Source organism: Halovenus marina, assembly GCF_051414115.1.
GTDB lineage: Archaea > Halobacteriota > Halobacteria > Halobacteriales > Haloarculaceae > Halovenus > Halovenus marina.
Window position 1 is genome coordinate 1906803 of the sequence record NZ_JBLKNZ010000001.1, and the last position, 17379, is coordinate 1924181.

Annotated in this window: 15 protein-coding genes; 7 read left to right on the forward strand and 8 right to left on the reverse strand. The window is 62.8% G+C overall.

The annotated features are described in order from the left end of the window. Nucleotides 1–73: 73 nt before the first annotated feature. On the forward strand, nt 74–1633 hold the full coding sequence (thsA, locus tag ACMGFL_RS09790; protein WP_436935356.1) for a thermosome subunit alpha: 1560 nt from the start codon (nt 74–76) through the stop codon (nt 1631–1633). 88 nt (nt 1634–1721) lie between these two features. Next, nucleotides 1722–2297, forward strand: a complete 576-nt coding sequence (locus ACMGFL_RS09795; protein ID WP_436935357.1) for a DUF6517 family protein — start codon at nt 1722–1724, stop codon at nt 2295–2297. A gap of 2 nt (nt 2298–2299) precedes the next feature. On the opposite strand, the gene ACMGFL_RS09800 is transcribed toward ACMGFL_RS09795, so the two are convergent. Beyond that, complete coding sequence (locus ACMGFL_RS09800; protein ID WP_436935358.1) at nt 2300–3838, reverse strand: sulfatase family protein; 1539 nt, start codon at nt 3836–3838, stop codon at nt 2300–2302. A gap of 93 nt (nt 3839–3931) precedes the next feature. On the opposite strand from ACMGFL_RS09800, the gene ACMGFL_RS09805 reads away from it, so the two are divergent. Continuing rightward, the gene (locus ACMGFL_RS09805; RefSeq protein ID WP_436935359.1) at nt 3932–5434 is read left to right on the forward strand and encodes an arylsulfatase; all 1503 of its coding nucleotides are present in this window, start codon (nt 3932–3934) and stop codon (nt 5432–5434) included. A gap of 115 nt (nt 5435–5549) precedes the next feature. Next, nucleotides 5550–6104, forward strand: coding sequence for a GNAT family N-acetyltransferase (locus ACMGFL_RS09810; protein WP_436935360.1), 555 nt, complete (start codon nt 5550–5552; stop codon nt 6102–6104). Nucleotides 6105–6123: 19 nt separating this feature from the next. Here the strand turns inward: ACMGFL_RS09810 and ACMGFL_RS09815 are convergent, their stop codons facing one another. Continuing rightward, a complete protein-coding gene (locus tag ACMGFL_RS09815; protein WP_436935361.1) occupies nt 6124–6906 on the reverse strand; it encodes an SAM hydrolase/SAM-dependent halogenase family protein in 783 nt (260 codons plus the stop codon). 108 nt (nt 6907–7014) lie between these two features. Between ACMGFL_RS09815 and ACMGFL_RS09820 the strand changes: the two genes are divergently transcribed. Further along, nucleotides 7015–7530, forward strand: a complete 516-nt coding sequence (locus ACMGFL_RS09820; protein ID WP_436935362.1) for a CinA family protein — start codon at nt 7015–7017, stop codon at nt 7528–7530. A gap of 33 nt (nt 7531–7563) precedes the next feature. Here ACMGFL_RS09820 and ACMGFL_RS09825 read toward each other — a convergent pair whose 3' ends face one another. Then, entirely contained in the window at nt 7564–8091 is a 528-nt protein-coding gene (locus tag ACMGFL_RS09825; RefSeq protein ID WP_436935363.1) for a nicotinamide-nucleotide adenylyltransferase, read from the reverse strand. A 236-nt stretch (nt 8092–8327) separates the two neighbouring features. Here ACMGFL_RS09825 and lonB point away from each other — a divergent pair, with 236 nt between their 5' ends. Together lonB and ACMGFL_RS09835 are read left to right on the forward strand one after the other, a co-directional pair. After that, on the forward strand, nt 8328–10505 hold the full coding sequence (gene lonB, locus ACMGFL_RS09830; protein WP_436935364.1) for an ATP-dependent protease LonB: 2178 nt from the start codon (nt 8328–8330) through the stop codon (nt 10503–10505). Nucleotides 10506–10507: 2 nt separating this feature from the next. After that, a complete protein-coding gene (locus ACMGFL_RS09835; protein WP_436935365.1) occupies nt 10508–11323 on the forward strand; it encodes a CPBP family intramembrane glutamic endopeptidase in 816 nt (271 codons plus the stop codon). 265 nt (nt 11324–11588) lie between these two features. On the opposite strand, the gene ACMGFL_RS09840 is transcribed toward ACMGFL_RS09835, so the two are convergent. The 5 genes from ACMGFL_RS09840 to ACMGFL_RS09860 form a co-directional block, all read right to left on the reverse strand. Continuing rightward, nucleotides 11589–12566, reverse strand: coding sequence for a phosphoadenosine phosphosulfate reductase family protein (locus tag ACMGFL_RS09840; protein WP_436935366.1), 978 nt, complete (start codon nt 12564–12566; stop codon nt 11589–11591). Nucleotides 12567–12658: 92 nt separating this feature from the next. Then, complete coding sequence (locus ACMGFL_RS09845) at nt 12659–13060, reverse strand: Rieske (2Fe-2S) protein (RefSeq protein WP_436935367.1); 402 nt, start codon at nt 13058–13060, stop codon at nt 12659–12661. Between the two features lie 66 nt (nt 13061–13126). Further along, nucleotides 13127–14377, reverse strand: a complete 1251-nt coding sequence (locus ACMGFL_RS09850; RefSeq protein ID WP_436935368.1) for an ABC transporter permease — start codon at nt 14375–14377, stop codon at nt 13127–13129. Then, nucleotides 14374–15093, reverse strand: a complete 720-nt coding sequence (locus ACMGFL_RS09855; RefSeq protein WP_436935369.1) for an ABC transporter ATP-binding protein — start codon at nt 15091–15093, stop codon at nt 14374–14376. The genes ACMGFL_RS09850 and ACMGFL_RS09855 overlap by 4 nt, the downstream gene beginning before the upstream one ends. 129 nt (nt 15094–15222) lie before the next feature. Beyond that, nucleotides 15223–17262: a DEAD/DEAH box helicase gene (locus ACMGFL_RS09860; protein WP_436935370.1), complete on the reverse strand. Its 2040-nt coding sequence runs from the start codon at nt 17260–17262 to the stop codon at nt 15223–15225. Between the last annotated feature and the right edge of the window lie 117 nt (nt 17263–17379).

Here is a 17379-nt window from a genome sequence, read left to right on the forward strand (position 1 = left end):
TAAACCTTATATAGAACCGCAAACGATGAATTAACTGAGGTAATCATCAATGTCACAGTCTGGACAGCGACGCATGGGCGGGCAGCCCCTGTTTGTTCTGAGCGACGATAGCGAACGCACGAGCGGCAAGGACGCACAGTCATCGAACATCACCGCGGGCAAGGCCGTCAGCGAGTCCGTACGGACGACGCTTGGCCCACGCGGGATGGACAAGATGCTCGTCTCCGACGACGGCGACGTCGTCATCACGAACGACGGCGCGACGATTCTCGAAGAGATGGATATCGAGCATCCGGCCGCACAGATGCTCGTCGAAGTCGCGGAGACACAGGAGGAGGAAGTCGGTGACGGAACGACGACAGCGGCGATTCTCGCTGGCGAACTCCTCACCCAGGCGGAGTCGCTGCTCGACGACGACGTTCACCCGACGACCATCGTCGAGGGCTATCACGAGGCCGCCAGTCTCGCACGCGACGCCATCGACGAGGAAGTGCTCGACGTGGCGCTCGACGACGACAAGCTCGTGCAGGTCGCCGAATCCAGCATGACCGGCAAGGGAACCGGTGACGTGGCCGCGGAGCGTCTCGCCCGCTCGGTCGTCGACGCCGTCCGACAGGTCGAAACCGACGAGGGCGTCAATCGAGCGAACATCTCGATTCAGACCCAGACTGGAGCCTCCTCGAGCGCGACGGAACTCGTTCAGGGTGTCGTCGTCGAGGAAGACCGCGCGAGCGAAGAGATGGCCCTCTCTGTCGAGGACGCCTCGATCGCCGTGATCGAGAGCGACCTCGAAGTCAAGGAGAGCAACATCGATGCCGAGTACGAGGTCACGAACGTCGACCAGCTGAATGCGGCAATCGAGGCCGAGAGCGACCAGCTCCGCCAGTACGCAGACGACCTCGCTGAAGTCGGTGCCGACGTCGTCTTCGTCGACGGCGACCTCGACGACCGCGTCGCGAGCTATCTCGTCGACCACGGCATCCTCGCCTTCGAGGGCGTCGACAGCGACACCGTAAGTTCCGTGTGTGCCGCAACCGGCGCGAGCCGAACTGGTTCACTCGACACGCTCGAAGCGGACGACCTGGGCAACGCCGAGTCGATCCGCATCGAGACGTTCGGTGACGACGAACTCGTCTTCATCGAGGGCGGCGCAGCCGCCGAGGCTGTCACGGTATTTGCCCGCGGCGGCACCGAACACGTCGTCGACGAACTCGAGCGCGCGCTCCGTGACGCGCTCGACGTCGTCACCGCCGCGCTCGACGCTGGCGGCGTGGTCGCTGGCGCTGGCGCGACCGAAATCGCCATCGCGAACCACATCCGCGAGGAATCCGCCGGTATCGAGGGACGCAAACAGCTTGCAGTCGAGGCCTACGCCGACGCCGTCGACGTGCTCCCGCGCACGCTCGCGGAGAACACCGGTATGGACTCCATCGACGCGCTCGTCGACCTGCGCGCAGAACTCGAAGCGGGCAACCGCTACGGCATCATCAGCGAAGGCCAGACCGGCGTCGTCGACGACCCGATCGAACACGGCGTCCTCGACCCCGCCGCAGTGAAAGAGGAAGCAGTCGAGAGCGCCACCGAGGCGGCGACGATGCTCGTCCGCATCGACGACGTCATCTCCGCAAGCTAACGGCACGTTCGACCCGGTTCGCTCGACCCATTCTCGCTGTTTTCGACCCGTTGTGCTGTTTATCTGTCTCCGCGCCCGATCTGTGTGTATGCCGACTGCCCCGCAGATAGCCTCCGATTCCTGGGTCAAGACGGGCGAGTGGGTCGAGACTGTCTTCGAGAGTCCGTTCGTCACTGTCACCGCGAACACCGCCGTCTACAGTCGAACGGACCTGCGTGCGGAAGTCGAAGCGCTCGTCCCCGAGGGCACAGACTACGCCCCTCACGGACTGTTCACGACGGGCCTGGAGTTTGCTCCGCCGCCGCCGCCCGGAATCCCGACGAAACGGCTCTTCCGGATGGCCGGGAACTACGCGAGCCGGGAGTTCGAGGCGAGCCTCAGCGCTGACGGACTCGCGAACGTCGAGCAAACCGACTCACGTGACCTGCGACTGTCCGGATCGCTCACTGGCAAGGCCTACCGCTACGACGCCGCATACCCGGTCGCGGGCGACGTCAGCGACTCCCTCCCCGTTCGGGTGTGGATGATTCTGTGGCCGACCGAAGCATCGTTCGCCATGGGTGGAGGGATCTATCCGCTCGACACCGCTCCGAACGGTCTCAGGGCTGAACCGGCAGCGGACAGACGCGAACTGTTCGACCGGATCCGCGACGTTGCGCAATAAGTTCAGGACCCGGTGAGATACGCCTCGACATCCTGTGAGACAATTCCACGCGTCCGTTCAAGTTTCTCGGCGTGTTCAGCCCGGCCTGTCTCGCGGAGCCAGTCCGTGTACGCTGGCAACTGCTGGTCAGGGCGGGCGTGATAGGGGCCGCCCTCGGAGATAACTTCAAAGAGCGGGTCGGTGAGCGTCCGCGGCCCGTCCCGATTGCCGCCGTTTCTGTCGGTCGCCGTTTCGAGGAGGCGGTCGCTCACCCAGCTCTCAAGTCGAGCGATTCCTTCTCTGGCGATCTCCGGGCGCTCTCTGGCGAGGTTCGTCGTCTCGTGGGGGTCGGCTTCCAGGTCGTAGAGTTCCACCGGGTCGAAGTCCTTCAGCCCGTCGTGGTAGGTGCGAATGAGTAGCCAGTCGTCGAACCGAACGCCGCGCTGGCAGGCCCACGCTCCCTGTGAGAGGACGAGCATCTCCCGACTCTCGTCTCTGCCCTCCCGGAGCGATCCGACGAAGGACTGCCCGTCCCAGCGCGGGGGTCGCGCGATACCGGCGAACTCGGCTATCGTCGGGGGCAGGTCGACGTTGTAGTGCAGACCCTCGTCGACGCCGGGTTCGACATCCGGGCCAGAAACGACGAGCGGGACGCGACAGGTCTTGTCGTCAGCGATCTGGTGGTCACCGTAGATGTTGTGTTCGCCGAGGTTCTCCCCGTGGTCCGCGGTGAGGATGATCAGCGTCTCGTCGAGGACGCCCGCCGATTCGAGCATCGAGAGCAGCCCGCCGATGTATTCGTCCATATACCGGATCCCGGTGTCGTAGCCGTCGACCCACTCTTTGAAGGCCTCTCGGGAGTCGATCTCTGCGGGCATCCGGTCGAGGTGGCTCCGCTCGTGTCGCACGGTGTGACCCCAGTGGTGGGGTTCGTGAGCGCTGTGGGGGCCGTAGCCCTCGTACTGTTCCTGAATTGTTTCTTCGTCGGGCCACTCCGGAGCAGATTCGTCGGCAAACGGGTTACCAAACTCCGCTGGCGTTTCGTAGGGGGTGTGCGGGTCCCAGAAGTTGACGTGGAGATACCAGTCCTCGTCGGTGGCGTGTTCGTCGAGCCACTGGTCGGCGTGACGGGCGACGACGTCGGCGTTCGCATAGCCGTCGCCGCCGGGATGGATCCACTCGTCGAAGCCATCGAGCGTGTGGTAGGCCCCGTGACGCTGGGGGAACTGACTGACAAAGGCCGTCTGGTAGTCCGCACCGCGAAGCACTGCGGGCCACGAGCGAAAGCCGTCCGTCTGGGTGTTGAATCCGCGGCGGGACCCGCGCTGTCGCATCTCCGCGTTCGTTCCGCCGTGATTGACGACGCCAGTGTGGATGCCGAAGCGACTGAAAAACAGCGCCGTCCGCGAGGGCAGACAGGGAACGTCCGAGGCGTAGTAGTTCGTGAACCGTCGCCCCCGATCAGCGATACGGTCGATGTTCGGTGACGTGTCCCTGTGATACCCGTAACAGCCCAGATGGTCCGGTCGCAGTGAATCACAGTCGATGTAGAGAATTCGCATGGGTGCAACGTCGCCGCTCAGGAATGTAAATGTACTGACGATGTGCGCCGACCCTCATCTTTAGGTTTCGGTACGCGTATGGGACAGCGTAACATGCCCAACCGGCCCAACGTCGTGTTCATCCTGCTCGACCAGCTTCGCGGGGACAGCATCGGTGCCGATCCACACGCCCCTCGGGACAGTGCTGGGCAACCGATCGTCCACACGCCGCACATCGACTACTTCGCAGACCAGGGGGCGCTGTTCAGTCGCGCCTACTCGCCTGCGCCGACCTGTGTCCCCGCCCGGCGGTGTCTCTGGACGGGACAGTCGCCAGCCTCGTGTGGGTCGACCGGATGGACTGACGACCCGTGGGAGTTCGAGCACACGCTGCCCGCCGAGTTGACCGACGCCGGGTATCAGGCTGGGTTGGTCGGCAAGTCACACGCCTATCCGCTCCGGAACCGCTTCGGGTTCGAGCAGATAGAGCAGCACGCGGGCAATCCGCTGTGGGAGAAAAGCGACCACACCGACGATTACACGCGCTGGCTGCAGCGACACACTGACAATCTCACGACCGAGTACGGCGGTGGTCTGACGTACAACACAGGCGACGCCCGTCCGTGGCATCTACCGGAGAAGTACCACCCGACGAACTGGACGACGAGACGCGCACAGGAGTTCATCGAGACGCGCGACCCGACGCAGCCGTTCTTCCTGACTGTTTCGTACGTCCGTCCACATCCCCCGCTCGACCCGCCGCAGGCGTACTTGGATATGTACGCGAATCGCGACCTGCCAGACCCAGTCGTCGGTGACTGGGTCGCTGATCTGTACGGCGGTCTCGACCCCAGCGAGAGCCCGGTCTACGCCACGACAAAGCGGGGCGCGTCGCCGGATTTCTGGCTCTACGACGCGCCGTACGAACTCGCGAGACGGGTGCGAGCGGCCTACTGGGCGCTGGTCACCCACGTCGACCACCAGATCCGACGCGTAATCCGAACGCTCGAAATCGAGGGCGAGTTCGAGAACACGCTGTTCGTGCTGACGTCGGACCACGGGACGATGCTCGGCGAGCACCATCACTGGAGTCTGTCCCACGGGTTCGAGGGGACGGCCCGGGTTCCGTTCCTGGTGAAACTACCCGAAACGGTCGAGAGCGAGCGAGGGGTTCAGATCGACCGACTCGTCGGTCTTGAGGACCTGATGCCGACGATTCTCGATGCGGTGGGCGTCGATATCCCCGAGACGGTCGACGGCGAAAGCGTATTGAGGCTGATCGAGGACCCGACGCGAGACGACTGGCGGGAGTACTACCACGGCGAACACGAGGCGGTGTATCACCCGGACAACGCGACCCAGTACGTGGTCGCCGAGGGGATGAAGTACATCTGGAACCCCGCGACTGGCGGGGAGGTACTGTTCGATCTGGAGGCAGATCCCCAGGAGACGACTGACCTCACCGGAGAGAGCAATTACGAGGAGATATACATGGACCTTCGCCAGCGACTCATCGACGAACTGTCGGGACGCCCGGAGGAGTTCACCGACGGTGACCAGTTGCTGGCGCGGCGTCGCTCCAGTTTCATCCACTTCGAGGACGATTCCGGAGAGTAACCCCAGCCCGAAATCACTCACAGGAGACTCCGACCAGAAATCGCTCAGCGAGCGGTCCTGGCACTCGACACAATACTTAATAGAGGGCGTCCGAAATCGGCGGTCGTGAGTTCAGATGCCCGGATCCGTCTTTCTCAAACGTGACCCGATCACGCTCCGAACGCTCGAACGAGAGGACGTTCCCTTTCTCGTCGAGAACAGCAACGACCCGGAGATGCGGCCGTTTACCGGGCATCGCCTTCCGGATACGACCGAGCGCATCGAGGCGACGTTCTTCGACGAGGAGGGGGACGGCGTCTCCCTGCTCGCCTGTGTGGATGGCGACCCGGTCGGTCTCGTCGGACTCTCACCGCGCAGTCCGACGAGCCGGACGGTGTTCGGTCTCACCGGCGTGATGGAGATGGGTCTGTGGATCACGCCCGATGCGCAAGGGAATGGATTCGGCAGGAAATCGGCTGAAGCGCTGATCACGTACGCATTCGACGACCTGCGACTCCACAAGATTTCCGCGCGCGTGTTCGACTTCAACGAACTGTCCCGGGCGCTGTTCGAGGAGTCACTCGGCTTTCAGCACGAAGGGGTACAGCGCGACGAGATATATCTCGACGGGTCCTATCACGATATCCACTACTACGGACTGCTCGACGCCGAGTGGTCAGTTGACGGGTGAGAAAAGCCCAATACTTCGTTCAGTACTTGATCGTCACCGAACTCCCGGTATTGACGCTGAAGGACTGGTCGCCGCGCCCGCGATTGACCGCGAGTTCGACGTTGCCGTGACTGCCGACGGTGACGATTCGCCTGCCGGGGTCGGCGTCGTCGTAGGTCCGTCGAACGCGCGCGACAGAGTCGTTTATCTCGACGTGTTTGTCGTATCGGCCGTCCAGAACGTGTCCGGGGATGTTCGTTATCGCGTTTCCGAACCCATCGACTGCGAGGATTTTCCCGGTCGCGCGGTCCTCGCGGAGCGTCGGTTCGGGGAGTTCGAGCGGTTCGTAGTCGTCGGTCGGTTCGAGCGCGTCGACCGATTCGAGCGAATCGACGCCAACCTCGTGGACGTGCGCGGCCATCGGCGCGAAGATGTCCCGACCGTGGAAGGTGGAACTGTCCCTGCTTGGCGGCCACGACTGCTCGTCGGTGCCGTACTCGGCGAGTCGGAACACCGACCACTCTGCGGCGAGTTCGCGCACTGCGGGGAGCAACACGCCGTTGTCCGGACCGACGAGTGCGTGGTCGCCAGCCCGGACGACGATTTCGTCGCGATCAGTGCCGACGCCGGGGTCGACCACAACGAGGTGGACGGCTGACGGAAAATAGGGGAGTATTTCGCTAAGCCAGAAGGCGGCGGCGTCGACGTTCTGCCGGGGGAACTCGTGGCTGATGTCGACGAGTCGGGCGTCGGATTGGCTGGCGATGACGCCTTTCATCGCGGCCGGATACGGCGACCTAAAATCAGAACTCAACGTGATCATCGACTCACTGTTGTGCTGTCTCGCTTGTAAGTCGTGCGTTCGACCGTCGTCGGTCGCGCGAGAGTCAGTCTCGCGCGCCGGAGTGATTTAGGTGCGGGAGACGTACCGATGCGTATGGACGATGACGACCCCGGCGAGCAAGTTCAGGCGTTGCTCCGGAGGCGCGAGGAGACGGTCGCACTCGCCGAATCCGCGACCGGCGGGCTGGTCGGTTCGCTCATCACGGACGTGCCCGGTTCGAGTGAGTACTTCGACCGGTCGCTCGTCACGTACTCGAACGAGGCGAAGATGGAACACCTCGGCGTCTCGCGGGAGACACTCGACGCAGAGGGGGCTGTCTCGAAGCCAGTTGCCCGTGAGATGGCCCGCGGCGTCTGCGACAGGGCGGGGACGACGTGGGGCATCTCGACGACAGGGGTCGCCGGACCGAGCGGCGGAACGCCCGAAAAGCCCGTCGGAATCGTCTGTATCGCCGTCGCCGTCACGGCCCCGTGGGGCACCGGAAACTCCGAAACAGTGGTCGAACGCTACGAGTTCGACGGCGACCGGCGGGCGTGCAAGCGACAGTTCGCGGAGCAGGCACTCGCGGATCTGTGTGACGCTATCGAGAGGCAAGAGCGGTGAGAAACAGCGCCGATTCTCTGCGGGCGACCGACATCAATCCGGATCGATGCTTCCGACCTGACTCACGGACTGGATGCGCTCGATCCCGTCGATCTCGTCGATAACTTCGATGACTGCCTCGGGGACGTGTTGCTCCCAGTCCTCGCCGTCGATCATCTGCTCGCGAATTTCGCTTCCCTTGAGATCCGAGCGGTCGAACAGTTTGGTCTGCCTAACGGGGATGTCCGCCTCCTGAAAGAGTCGAACGACGAGGGGGTTGTTCGAGTACGCGATGTCGAAGCGCGGGGCCATGCTCTCGATGTGGCTCACCCAGACGGAGTTTCTGTTCAGGTCCTCGATGGGGACAGCATAGGAGGTGATCGGAAGCGATTCGAGCGTCTTGGTGATCATCATGATGCGCTCGCCCGCAGTGAACGGGTTGTGGACGGTGTGTGAGTCGCCCGCGCTCCCGATACCGACGACGAGTTCGTCCACCTCCTCGGCGATGTGCTCCGTGAGCTGTCGATGCCCGTCGTGAAAGGGCTGGAATCTGCCGACGAAAAATCCACGCCTCGTGGTCATTATCTCAGTGCTGGAGTCGACTGCTGATAAACCCGACGGGCTCTGGAAGGCGTTTCGTGAGCGAATAGCGCAGCCTGCACGGGCCAACTGTTGGGAGAGTCGTCGTGGTATTGGCGACACCTCAATCGTGGGACTATTCCGTCCCCTTCTTTCGATTATTCGCCTGAGCGGCGCGGCGCTCTGGGAGAAAGTATATCAATCGACAGGCCTTGGTTTGAACTGGTAACTACGTCCGTATGAGCAACGACACAGAGCGCGAAGAGGCCCAGGGGGACGACGCCAGTCCCCCAGAGCGGCCATCCGACGACGCCGGATCCGCCGAGGATGTCTCCTCTGCGGAGTCGGATTCATCAGATGAATCCGGCGTCGATGGGCCTGCTGGGCAACTGCCGGGGGAGCGACCGCCCGGCGACGACGAGTCAGAGGAATCGCCCGAGGAGGGACCGTCCGACTCGAATCCAATCGACGAGGCGCTCGGAAGCGAAGTCGACGAGGACATGCCCGTCGACGAGGACATCGCTGAAGACGACCTGCTCGGCGGCCTGCAGGTCGACTCCTCCGACGATATCGAGGTGCCTGACCGGCTAGTCGACCAGGTGATCGGGCAGGACCACGCACGAGATATCGTCCTGAAGGCGGCCAAACAGCGCCGCCACGTGATGATGATCGGCTCGCCGGGGACCGGCAAGTCCATGCTGGCGAAGGCGATGAGTCAACTCCTCCCGAAGGAGGAACTGCAGGACGTGCTCGTCTATCACAACCCCGACGACGGCAACGAGCCGAAAGTGCGGACCGTCCCCACCGGCAAGGGCGAACAGATAGTCGAGGCACACAAGGAAGAAGCACGCAAGCGCAACCAGATGAAGACGTTCGTGATGTGGATCATCATCGCGCTCGTGCTCGGGTACGCACTCATCATCTCCCGAGCGCCGCTGCTCGGTATTCTCGCTGCGGGTATCGTCTATCTCGTCTTCCGGTACGCATCGCGTGGCAACGACGCGATGGTGCCGAACCTGCTGGTCGACACGAAAGACCAGCAGACCGCGCCCTTCGAGGACGCGACCGGCGCACACGCCGGTGCGCTGCTGGGCGACGTCCGACACGACCCGTTCCAGTCCGGCGGCATGGAGACGCCGAGCCACGACCGCGTCGAGGCCGGTGCGATCCACAAGGCCAACAAGGGCGTTCTCTACATCGACGAGATCAACACCCTCGACATCCGCTCACAGCAGAAGCTGATGACGGCCATTCAGGAAGGGGAGTTCTCGATCACCGGACAGAGCGAGCGCTCCTCGGGTGCGATGGTCCAGACCGAACCCGTCCCGTGTGACTTCATCATGGTCGCGTCGGGGAACCTCGACGCGATGGAGAACATGCACCCCGCCCTTCGCTCGCGAATCAAGGGCTACGGGTACGAGGTGTACATGGACGACACCATCGAGGACACCCCGGAGATGCGCCGCAAGTACGCCCGCTTTGTCGCGCAGGAAGTCGAGAAGGACGGTCGCCTGCCACACTTCACTCGCGAGGCAATCGAGGAGGTCATCCTCGAGGCCCAGCGCCGGGCGGGACGCAAGGAACACCTGACGCTCAAGCTCCGTGACCTGGGTGGACTCGTCCGCGTCGCTGGCGACATCGCTCGCGCGGCGGACAAGGAGTTCACCGAGCGCGAAGACGTGCTGCAGGCAAAGAGCCGCTCGCGCTCGATCGAACAGCAGCTCGCAGACGAGTACATCAAGCGACGCAAGGACTACGAACTCACCGTCTCCGAGGGCGGCGTCGTGGGCCGCGTCAACGGGCTCGCCGTGATGGGCGAGGACTCCGGTATCGTCCTGCCCGTGATGGCAGAGGTCGCGCCCTCGCAGGGTCCCGGTCAGGTCATCGCGACGGGACAACTCAAGGAGATGGCCGAGGAGGCAGTCGAGAACGTCTCGGCGATCATCAAGAAGTTCTCCGACGAGGACATCTCCCAGAAGGACATCCACATCCAGTTCGTGCAGGCGGGCGCTGGCGGCGGCGTCGACGGCGACTCGGCGTCGATCACCGTCGCGACGGCCGTGATCAGCGCGCTCGAAGACATCCCCGTGCAGCAAAACATCGCGATGACCGGCTCGCTGTCGGTTCGTGGCGACGTGCTGCCGGTCGGCGGCGTCACCCACAAGATCGAGGCCGCCGCCAAGTCCGGGCTGGATACGGTCATCATCCCGCAGGCCAACGAGCAGGACGTGATGATCGAAGACGAGTACGAGGACCAGATCGAGATTATCCCCGTCACCCACATCTCGGAAGTGCTCGAAGTCGCACTCGCCGGTGAACCCGAGAAGGACACGCTCGTCGACCGCCTCCGCTCTATCACCGGGAAGGCACTCGAACGCGAAGTCGGCCAGAGCGCCGGTAGCCCGAACCCACAGTAACCGTGCCCGCCTGGGGCGCGTTTCTCGCTGTTGCGGCGGTGCTGACGGCCCTCGTCGTTTTCTTCTCGCACGTCTCGGCGAACACACTCGACCAGTTCGAGAACGGCACAGCAGCACGCGAGCCAATTGACCGTCAGACCGGTGACACAGTGGCTGATTCTCCGGAGGAGATAGCCGAGACACCCCCTGCGACCGAGCAGGTCGAACTGACGACTGGCGTGATGTTTGCAAACGTCGTGGTCACGCAGGGGGCCGTCGTCGTCATTCTCGCCGTTGCCGCGTGGTACTTTTCGATTCCCAGCGATGCGCTCGGACTCTCGACGGATATCTGGACAGAGCGACTATCGACAGAAACAGCACAGCCGCTCGGTCTCGGCGTCGTGTTCGGACTAGTGCTGTGGGTCGGAAACGAACTGTCGACGCGACTCGCAGACGCCGTCGGGGCCGCCTACGACGAATCCGTCCGGGAACTGTTAGCGCCCGATTCTGTTCTGGGCTGGATCGGCCTCCTCGGAGTCGTGTTGCCGCTCGTCGCTATCTCCGAGGAACTGCTCTTCCGTGGCGCACTCGTCGGCGTCGCGGCCGCTGGGACGGGCATCTCGGCGTGGCTGTTCGCCATCGTCTCCTCGCTTGCCTTCGCGCTCGGCCACGGCGCACAGGGCCGAGTCGGCGTCGTCGTCACCGGCGCGCTCGGGTTCGTGCTCGCAGCGGGATACGTCCTCTCCGCGAGTCTACTGCTCGTCGTCGTTGCCCACTACGTCGTCAACGCGATGGAGTTTCTGGTCCACGAGACGCGACTCGACGACCACATTCCCTAGCGCAGTGTTGTCAGCCGCCCTGCGTGATCACGAAACGGAAACATATATGTTGTGGCCGCGTGACTCGCTGACATGGAGCAGTCGGGACGACGTTCACTGAAAACATGCGATAGCTGCGATAACACGTTCAACACGACGGTAAACGGTTCGACCTGCCCAGTTTGCAAGGCAGTCAAAGAGTAAAAGAACCTGCAACGACCGTGTTCTCGCGGCCGTCAGCGGTGTGTCGCTCTCTCTACCGATTGTCTCACCTTCTTAGCCTGACTTACATGTAGCCGAGGTCACGCAGGCGTTCCATCAGGTCTTCCTTGTCTTGGGCACGGCCTGCGCGCTCGGTCGTCGATTCGAGATCCTGCAACCACGCTGGCTCCTCGTCGCTTTTCTCGGTGCTGACCTCGCTACCGAGCGACCGGAATCCGGCGAAGTACTTCGGTGACACCGGGATATCGTCCTGCGTGAGTCCGTTGGGGAGGTCGTCGCCGCTCGCGGGGATGTAGCCCTCTTCGGGGAAGCCCTCGACAGTTTCGGGGACGACGACCTGCCAGAACGCCTCCCAGACGGCGGCCTCGTCGAACTGCAGAATTGGCTGAATGCGGTCGTGTGGCGGGTAGATGTCGGGGTCGTGACGCGGCGAAAAGAACGTCTCGTCCGCGCGGGCCTCCTGTTCGTCCCAGCGCACACCCGAGATGACGCCATCGACGTTGTACTCTTCGAGCGTGTCGTTGAGTGCGACCGTCTTCAGCAGGTGGTTCCCGACGTAGGTGTCGAGCAGGAACGGGAAGGTGTCCTCCTCGTATTCGAGAATCTCCCTGATGTGGTGCTGGTTGTGCTCGTCGAGCGCCGACACGGGGATATCGTCACCTGGTTCGAGGTCGTGTTCCTCGGCGTACGCGCCTACGTCGTCGTTCTGCGCGTAGATGACGTCCAGGTCCCACTCGTCGGCCCACCGGTCGACGAAGTCGTGGATGTCGTCGAAGTGCTGGAAGTGGTCGATGAACACCGCTGGCGGAACTTCTAGATCGAACTGCTCGGCGACTTCCTTGATCACGTACAGCGTCAGCGTCGAGTCCTTCCCGCCCGTCCACATCACGACTGGATTCCGGTACTCTTCGAGACCCTTTCGGGTGACCTCGATTGCCTTCTCCAGTTTGTCGTCGAGCGTCGGATAGTCCTCGGGGTCCTCGCCCGCTCCGTCCTCGTACGATACGTTCAGGTAGTCGGGAAACTCTGGGTTGTCTGTCATCGTATAATTACATCTAATTACGATCGATTAAGTGTCTTTCGTGTTGGATTTCATCGTGTGAGCCTTCGCCAAGTGGTGTCGAAGCCCAGCGGTTAAAACTGCAGATGCGACGTGGATCCGGGCATGTCGTCATCGTCGTCGATCGGTCCCTCGTGAAGAAACTCTGCGTCGTCAGTCAGATACACCTGGCCGTGCCGGGTCGTCACGTCCACTTCGACGAGCGTCGAGCCTTTGGCTTTCCCGTTGTCGCAGTAGCCCGTTCGACTGTCGAACATCGACCCGTGTCTCGGGCAGATGATCTGTCCGTCGCGTATCGCCGCGCCGTTCTCACGGGCGAGTCGCTGGTCGGTCTCGTGCTGACAGAAGTTCTTCCAGGCGACAGCCTCGCCGTCGATATCGAGCAAGAGTACTTCCTCCTTCCCTCCATCGGGTTCTCGGACGGTAAAGAGATAGCCACGATCCGATATCTCGTCGAGTTCCGTGAGCAACTCCATATCGTTCGTCTCGGTCGAGTCGCCTAAAAGTTCGGGACTGCCCCGACGATTCGACAGTCGCGTCAGCTATTCACGTCGCAACGCTTCGATCGGGTCGATCCTCGCGGCCCGCCAGGCCGGGTACACGCCCGAGAGAACCCCGACGGCGAGACCGACAGCGACGGCGATGAGAATCCAGTCGAGCGGGTACACCATCGGCCAGCCGATAACCGAGACTGCGATAAAGCCCATCCCCAGACCGAGCAACACGCCGCCGATGGCCCCGATGATCCCGAGGACGAGCGATTCGACGAGGAACAGTTGCATGATGTCGCGTCTGCGCGCGCCGATTGCTTTCATGATGCCGATCTCTCGGGTGCGCTCGGTGACGCTGACGATCATGATGTTCGCGATGCCGATAGAGCCGACGAGCAGTGAAATGGCGGCGATACCACCCAAAAAGAGCGCGAACTGGTCGATGATGCTCGTGATCTGGTCGATCGTGTCCTCGACGGTCTGAACGACGATCGTCTGGTCGTCGTCCGTGAGTTGCTGAGCGTCCGAGTCTTCGGAGAAGTACTCCTGGACGCGCTGTTGCACGGTCTCGATATCGTCGGGGTCCTCGACGCCGAGCGTGAACTCGGAGAACGCTGTCTTTTCGGTTCCATCTGCCATCTGGATCGTCGTGTCGTAGTGGGGGTCGATGGGGACGTACACCGAGGGGATGCTGAAGCCACCAGTGGTTCGTTCGACAACCCCGGAGATCGTGAACGTCGTCGTCGTGCCGTCCTCGAATCGGACAGTAAATTCGTCACCGACTCCGAGCGCGCCGTCCAGCGCCTCGATGATGAGTTCGTTCACGACTGCCTGATCAGTTCCTGACTCGAAGGGTTCACCCTCGACTATCTCCCAGTTGCTTTGCCCGAACCGGTCGGGTGTCGTCGCAGTGATGCCGAATCCCCCACCGAACCCGCCACCGCCAGCGATCTGGCGATCGCCAACCTGTAACTGCACCGCAGAGATATCCGCGACCGGCGAGACGTAGGAAACGCCGTCGATAGACGAGACGGCGTCGATATCGCTCTGGGTATATATCGGCGCTTGGGAGAACTGAACGCCGAATCCGCCCTCTGGCTGAACCTGTGTTCGGACAGTCATCGACGTGTCCTCGTCGGCGTCGATGTCACCGAGGATGTCCTGCTCGAAGGCCCCGCCCATCACCATGAAGGCGATCACTGCGCCGATACCGATGATGACGCCGAGTGTCGTCAGCGTCGACCGAAGCTTGTGGCCGGTGATCGCTCGCCAGCTAATGCGGACGCTCTCTGTGAACTTCATCCGTCGCCCTCCAGGGACTCGATCCGCTCCAGTTCACCGTCGAGCAGGTGGACGATCCGGTCAGCGTGCTCCGCGATGTGACGCTCGTGGGTGACCATCAGGATGGTTCGCCCCTCGTCGTTGAGTTCCTCGAACAGCGACATGATCTGCTCGCCAGTCTCGGTATCGAGGTTCCCGGTCGGTTCGTCGGCGAGAATGAGCGTCGGCTCGTTGGCGAGCGCTCTGGCGATTGCGACGCGCTGGCGCTGTCCACCCGACAGTTCCGGCGGCGTGTGGTCGAGTCGGTCACCTAGTCCAACTCGTCCGAGCAGGTCGCGGGCGCGCTCCCGACGGTTCGTGTCGATGACGTCGTTGAACACCATGGGAAGTGTGACGTTCTCGGCAGCCGTCAGCCGGGGCATCAGGTTGAACTGCTGGAAGACGAAGCCGATCTTGGTTCCCCGGAGCCGTGCGCGCTTGGCGTCAGATAGCTCAGCCACGGACTGGCCGTCTATCTCGATTGTGCCCTCGTCGGGCGTATCGAGACAGCCGAGCAGGTTCATCAGCGTGCTCTTGCCGGAACCGCTCGGTCCCATGACGGCGGTGAACGATCCATCTGGAAGCGAGAGGGAGAGGTCTTTGAGGGCGTGAACTGGTTCACCGAGAAAGTACGTCCGGCTAGCGTTCCGGACGGAGACGACAGCACGGTCGTCCAGTTCAGTCGATTGCGCTGCCATTATATTCGTTGCTGTCGGCACGTCACTACTAATACCTCGGGGATTCGTTTCCGAGAAAACACGCGTGTGAGTGCCGCTGCGTGATGATCACACCAGTACACTGCTGTGCAGATTGCGACAGCTATCGTGTCAGAGTTCGTCGTCGCGCAGTTCCATCCGGGCGACGAGGTCGTAGGCGTTCTCGCCCTGACGGATGCTGTCGAGCAGCGCGAAGGCGTCGCCGGGCGAGAGGAAGTGCGTCGTCACCGCCCGACCGAGCGGCGTCGGCGCAAGCCCGTCGATAAACTCGTATTCGAGGAGTTTCCCCAGTGCGTGTTTGGTCGGTACCTCCCCGACCATCCGCTCGTTGAGTCGTTTCGCGGCGGTTCCTCCGACGGTGACGTTCGCGAGCGTCTCCTCGACGGCCGCGGCCTCGTCGTAGCGCGTCTGGACTGGTTCCATCTCGCCTTTGAGCAGTTTGAAGGCCACCTCGTCTTCGGTCATCTCCTGGCTGTTGTGATAGACGCCGTCGGGTTCGACGAGCAAATACACCGTCCCGGTGTCGTGGTAGTCCGGTCGTCCGGCGCGGCCAAGCATCTGGTGAAACTCCTGTACTGAGAGCCACTCGATACCCATTGCGAGCGAGTCGAAGATGACCTGCGAGGCGGGGAAGTCGACGCCAGCGGCGAGTGCGGCAGTCGTGACGACTGCGGCCAGATCCTGGTCGGCGAACTGCTTTTCGACACGATTCCGTCGCCCGTTGTCGAGGCCAGCGTGGTAGGGCGCGGCCGAGTAATCGAGTTGGCGCGCAATCTCGTGACAGCGCCGCCGGGAGTTGGTGAAGATGATCGTCTGCCCGCGGTAGCCCTTGCTCGATTTCGTGTCGAAGGCGCGCCTGACGAGTCTGTTCTCGACATCGACTTTCTCCCTGCTGTCGAGGAAGGTGACGTGCCGTTCGATCGGAACGGGGCGCTCCTCGAACTCGATGAGGGTTGCTTCGAGCGCGCCAGCGAGTGCCTCGGCGTTGCCGACCGTCGCAGAGAGATAGATCCACTGCGTGTCGCCTGCGGACTCGCGCTCGCAGTAGTGCTTGAGACGGCTGATGAGGCCATCGAGTCGGTGGCCACGCTCGCCCTCGCCGAGATTGTGCACCTCGTCGATGACAACCGTTCCGACGTCACCGATATCGCGTCCGGTGCGGAGCGCGTGATCGACGCCCTCGTAGGTGCCGACGATGACGTCCGCGTCCGGGTCGAAGCGGTTGCCGTCGTCGTTGATTCGGCTCGCTCCGACCCGGAGTGTGACGTCGACGATGTCGCCGTAGCGGTCCTGGAACTCGCCGTACTTCTGATTCGCGAGCGCGACCAGCGGCACGAGAAAGAGCAGTTTCCCCTCGCCGTTGAGCGCGCGGTCCAGCCCAGCCATCTCGCCGATCAGTGTCTTTCCCGTCGCCGTCGCGCTGACGACCAACTGGTCCTGGCCGTCGACTGCGCCGTTCTCGACGGCGAGGCTCTGAACGGGCAACAGCGTGTCGAAGCGCTCTTCGACCCGGGACTGGATCCCGGGATGGAGCGAGAGCGAGTCGACGCGAACCGGGTCCACGTCCTCGACCGTCGGGCTGATCTCGTCGAACTTGGTCAACTCGGGGTCGAGTTCGCCCGAAAGCAGGTTCACGACGCGTTCGAGATCCTTCACCTCGAAGAGCAGGTCTTCGAGTCGGTCCTGCGCCGTACCCGAGATGTCGCCGTGATAGGCCAACTGCCGGTCGAGTTCCTCGCGAGCGCAGTCCGGGCAGATGTCCTCCTGTTCGGTTGCTATCGCAGTCTCTGCAGTTATCGGCGAGTACCGCCCCTCGTCGGCGCAGTATCGACAGGTTCTGACGACTTTCGCGTCGAGTTGGTAGCCGTCGAGCATCTCCCGGAGTCGATCGCGTCCGGCCTTCGAGGTCTGCTCGGAGATGCGGATGCGCGTCGCTCGACGAGCCAGTTCGACGAACTCGTCGGGGCTGCGGGGCGTCTCGCTGGTCCCCTCGACGACGCGCATTCGTGCCGGGCGGGGACCCGCATCGGTCTCCTTGAGTTCGAGTTTCCCGGTGAACGCGCGCTCCCCGTCACGATTGACGGCGATGCGGAAGTCCTGGCCGTCCTCGTGTACAAAGAGCGTATCGACGCTGCCGACCTGCTGTGACACAGAACGAGATAGGCGACCCCCGTATTTCAGTCGTGTGGATTTGTGGCTCTGCTCCGACGACCCGCGGAGGTACCTGGATAACGGCGCTTAAGACGACTCGAATCCACCGGCCGAATA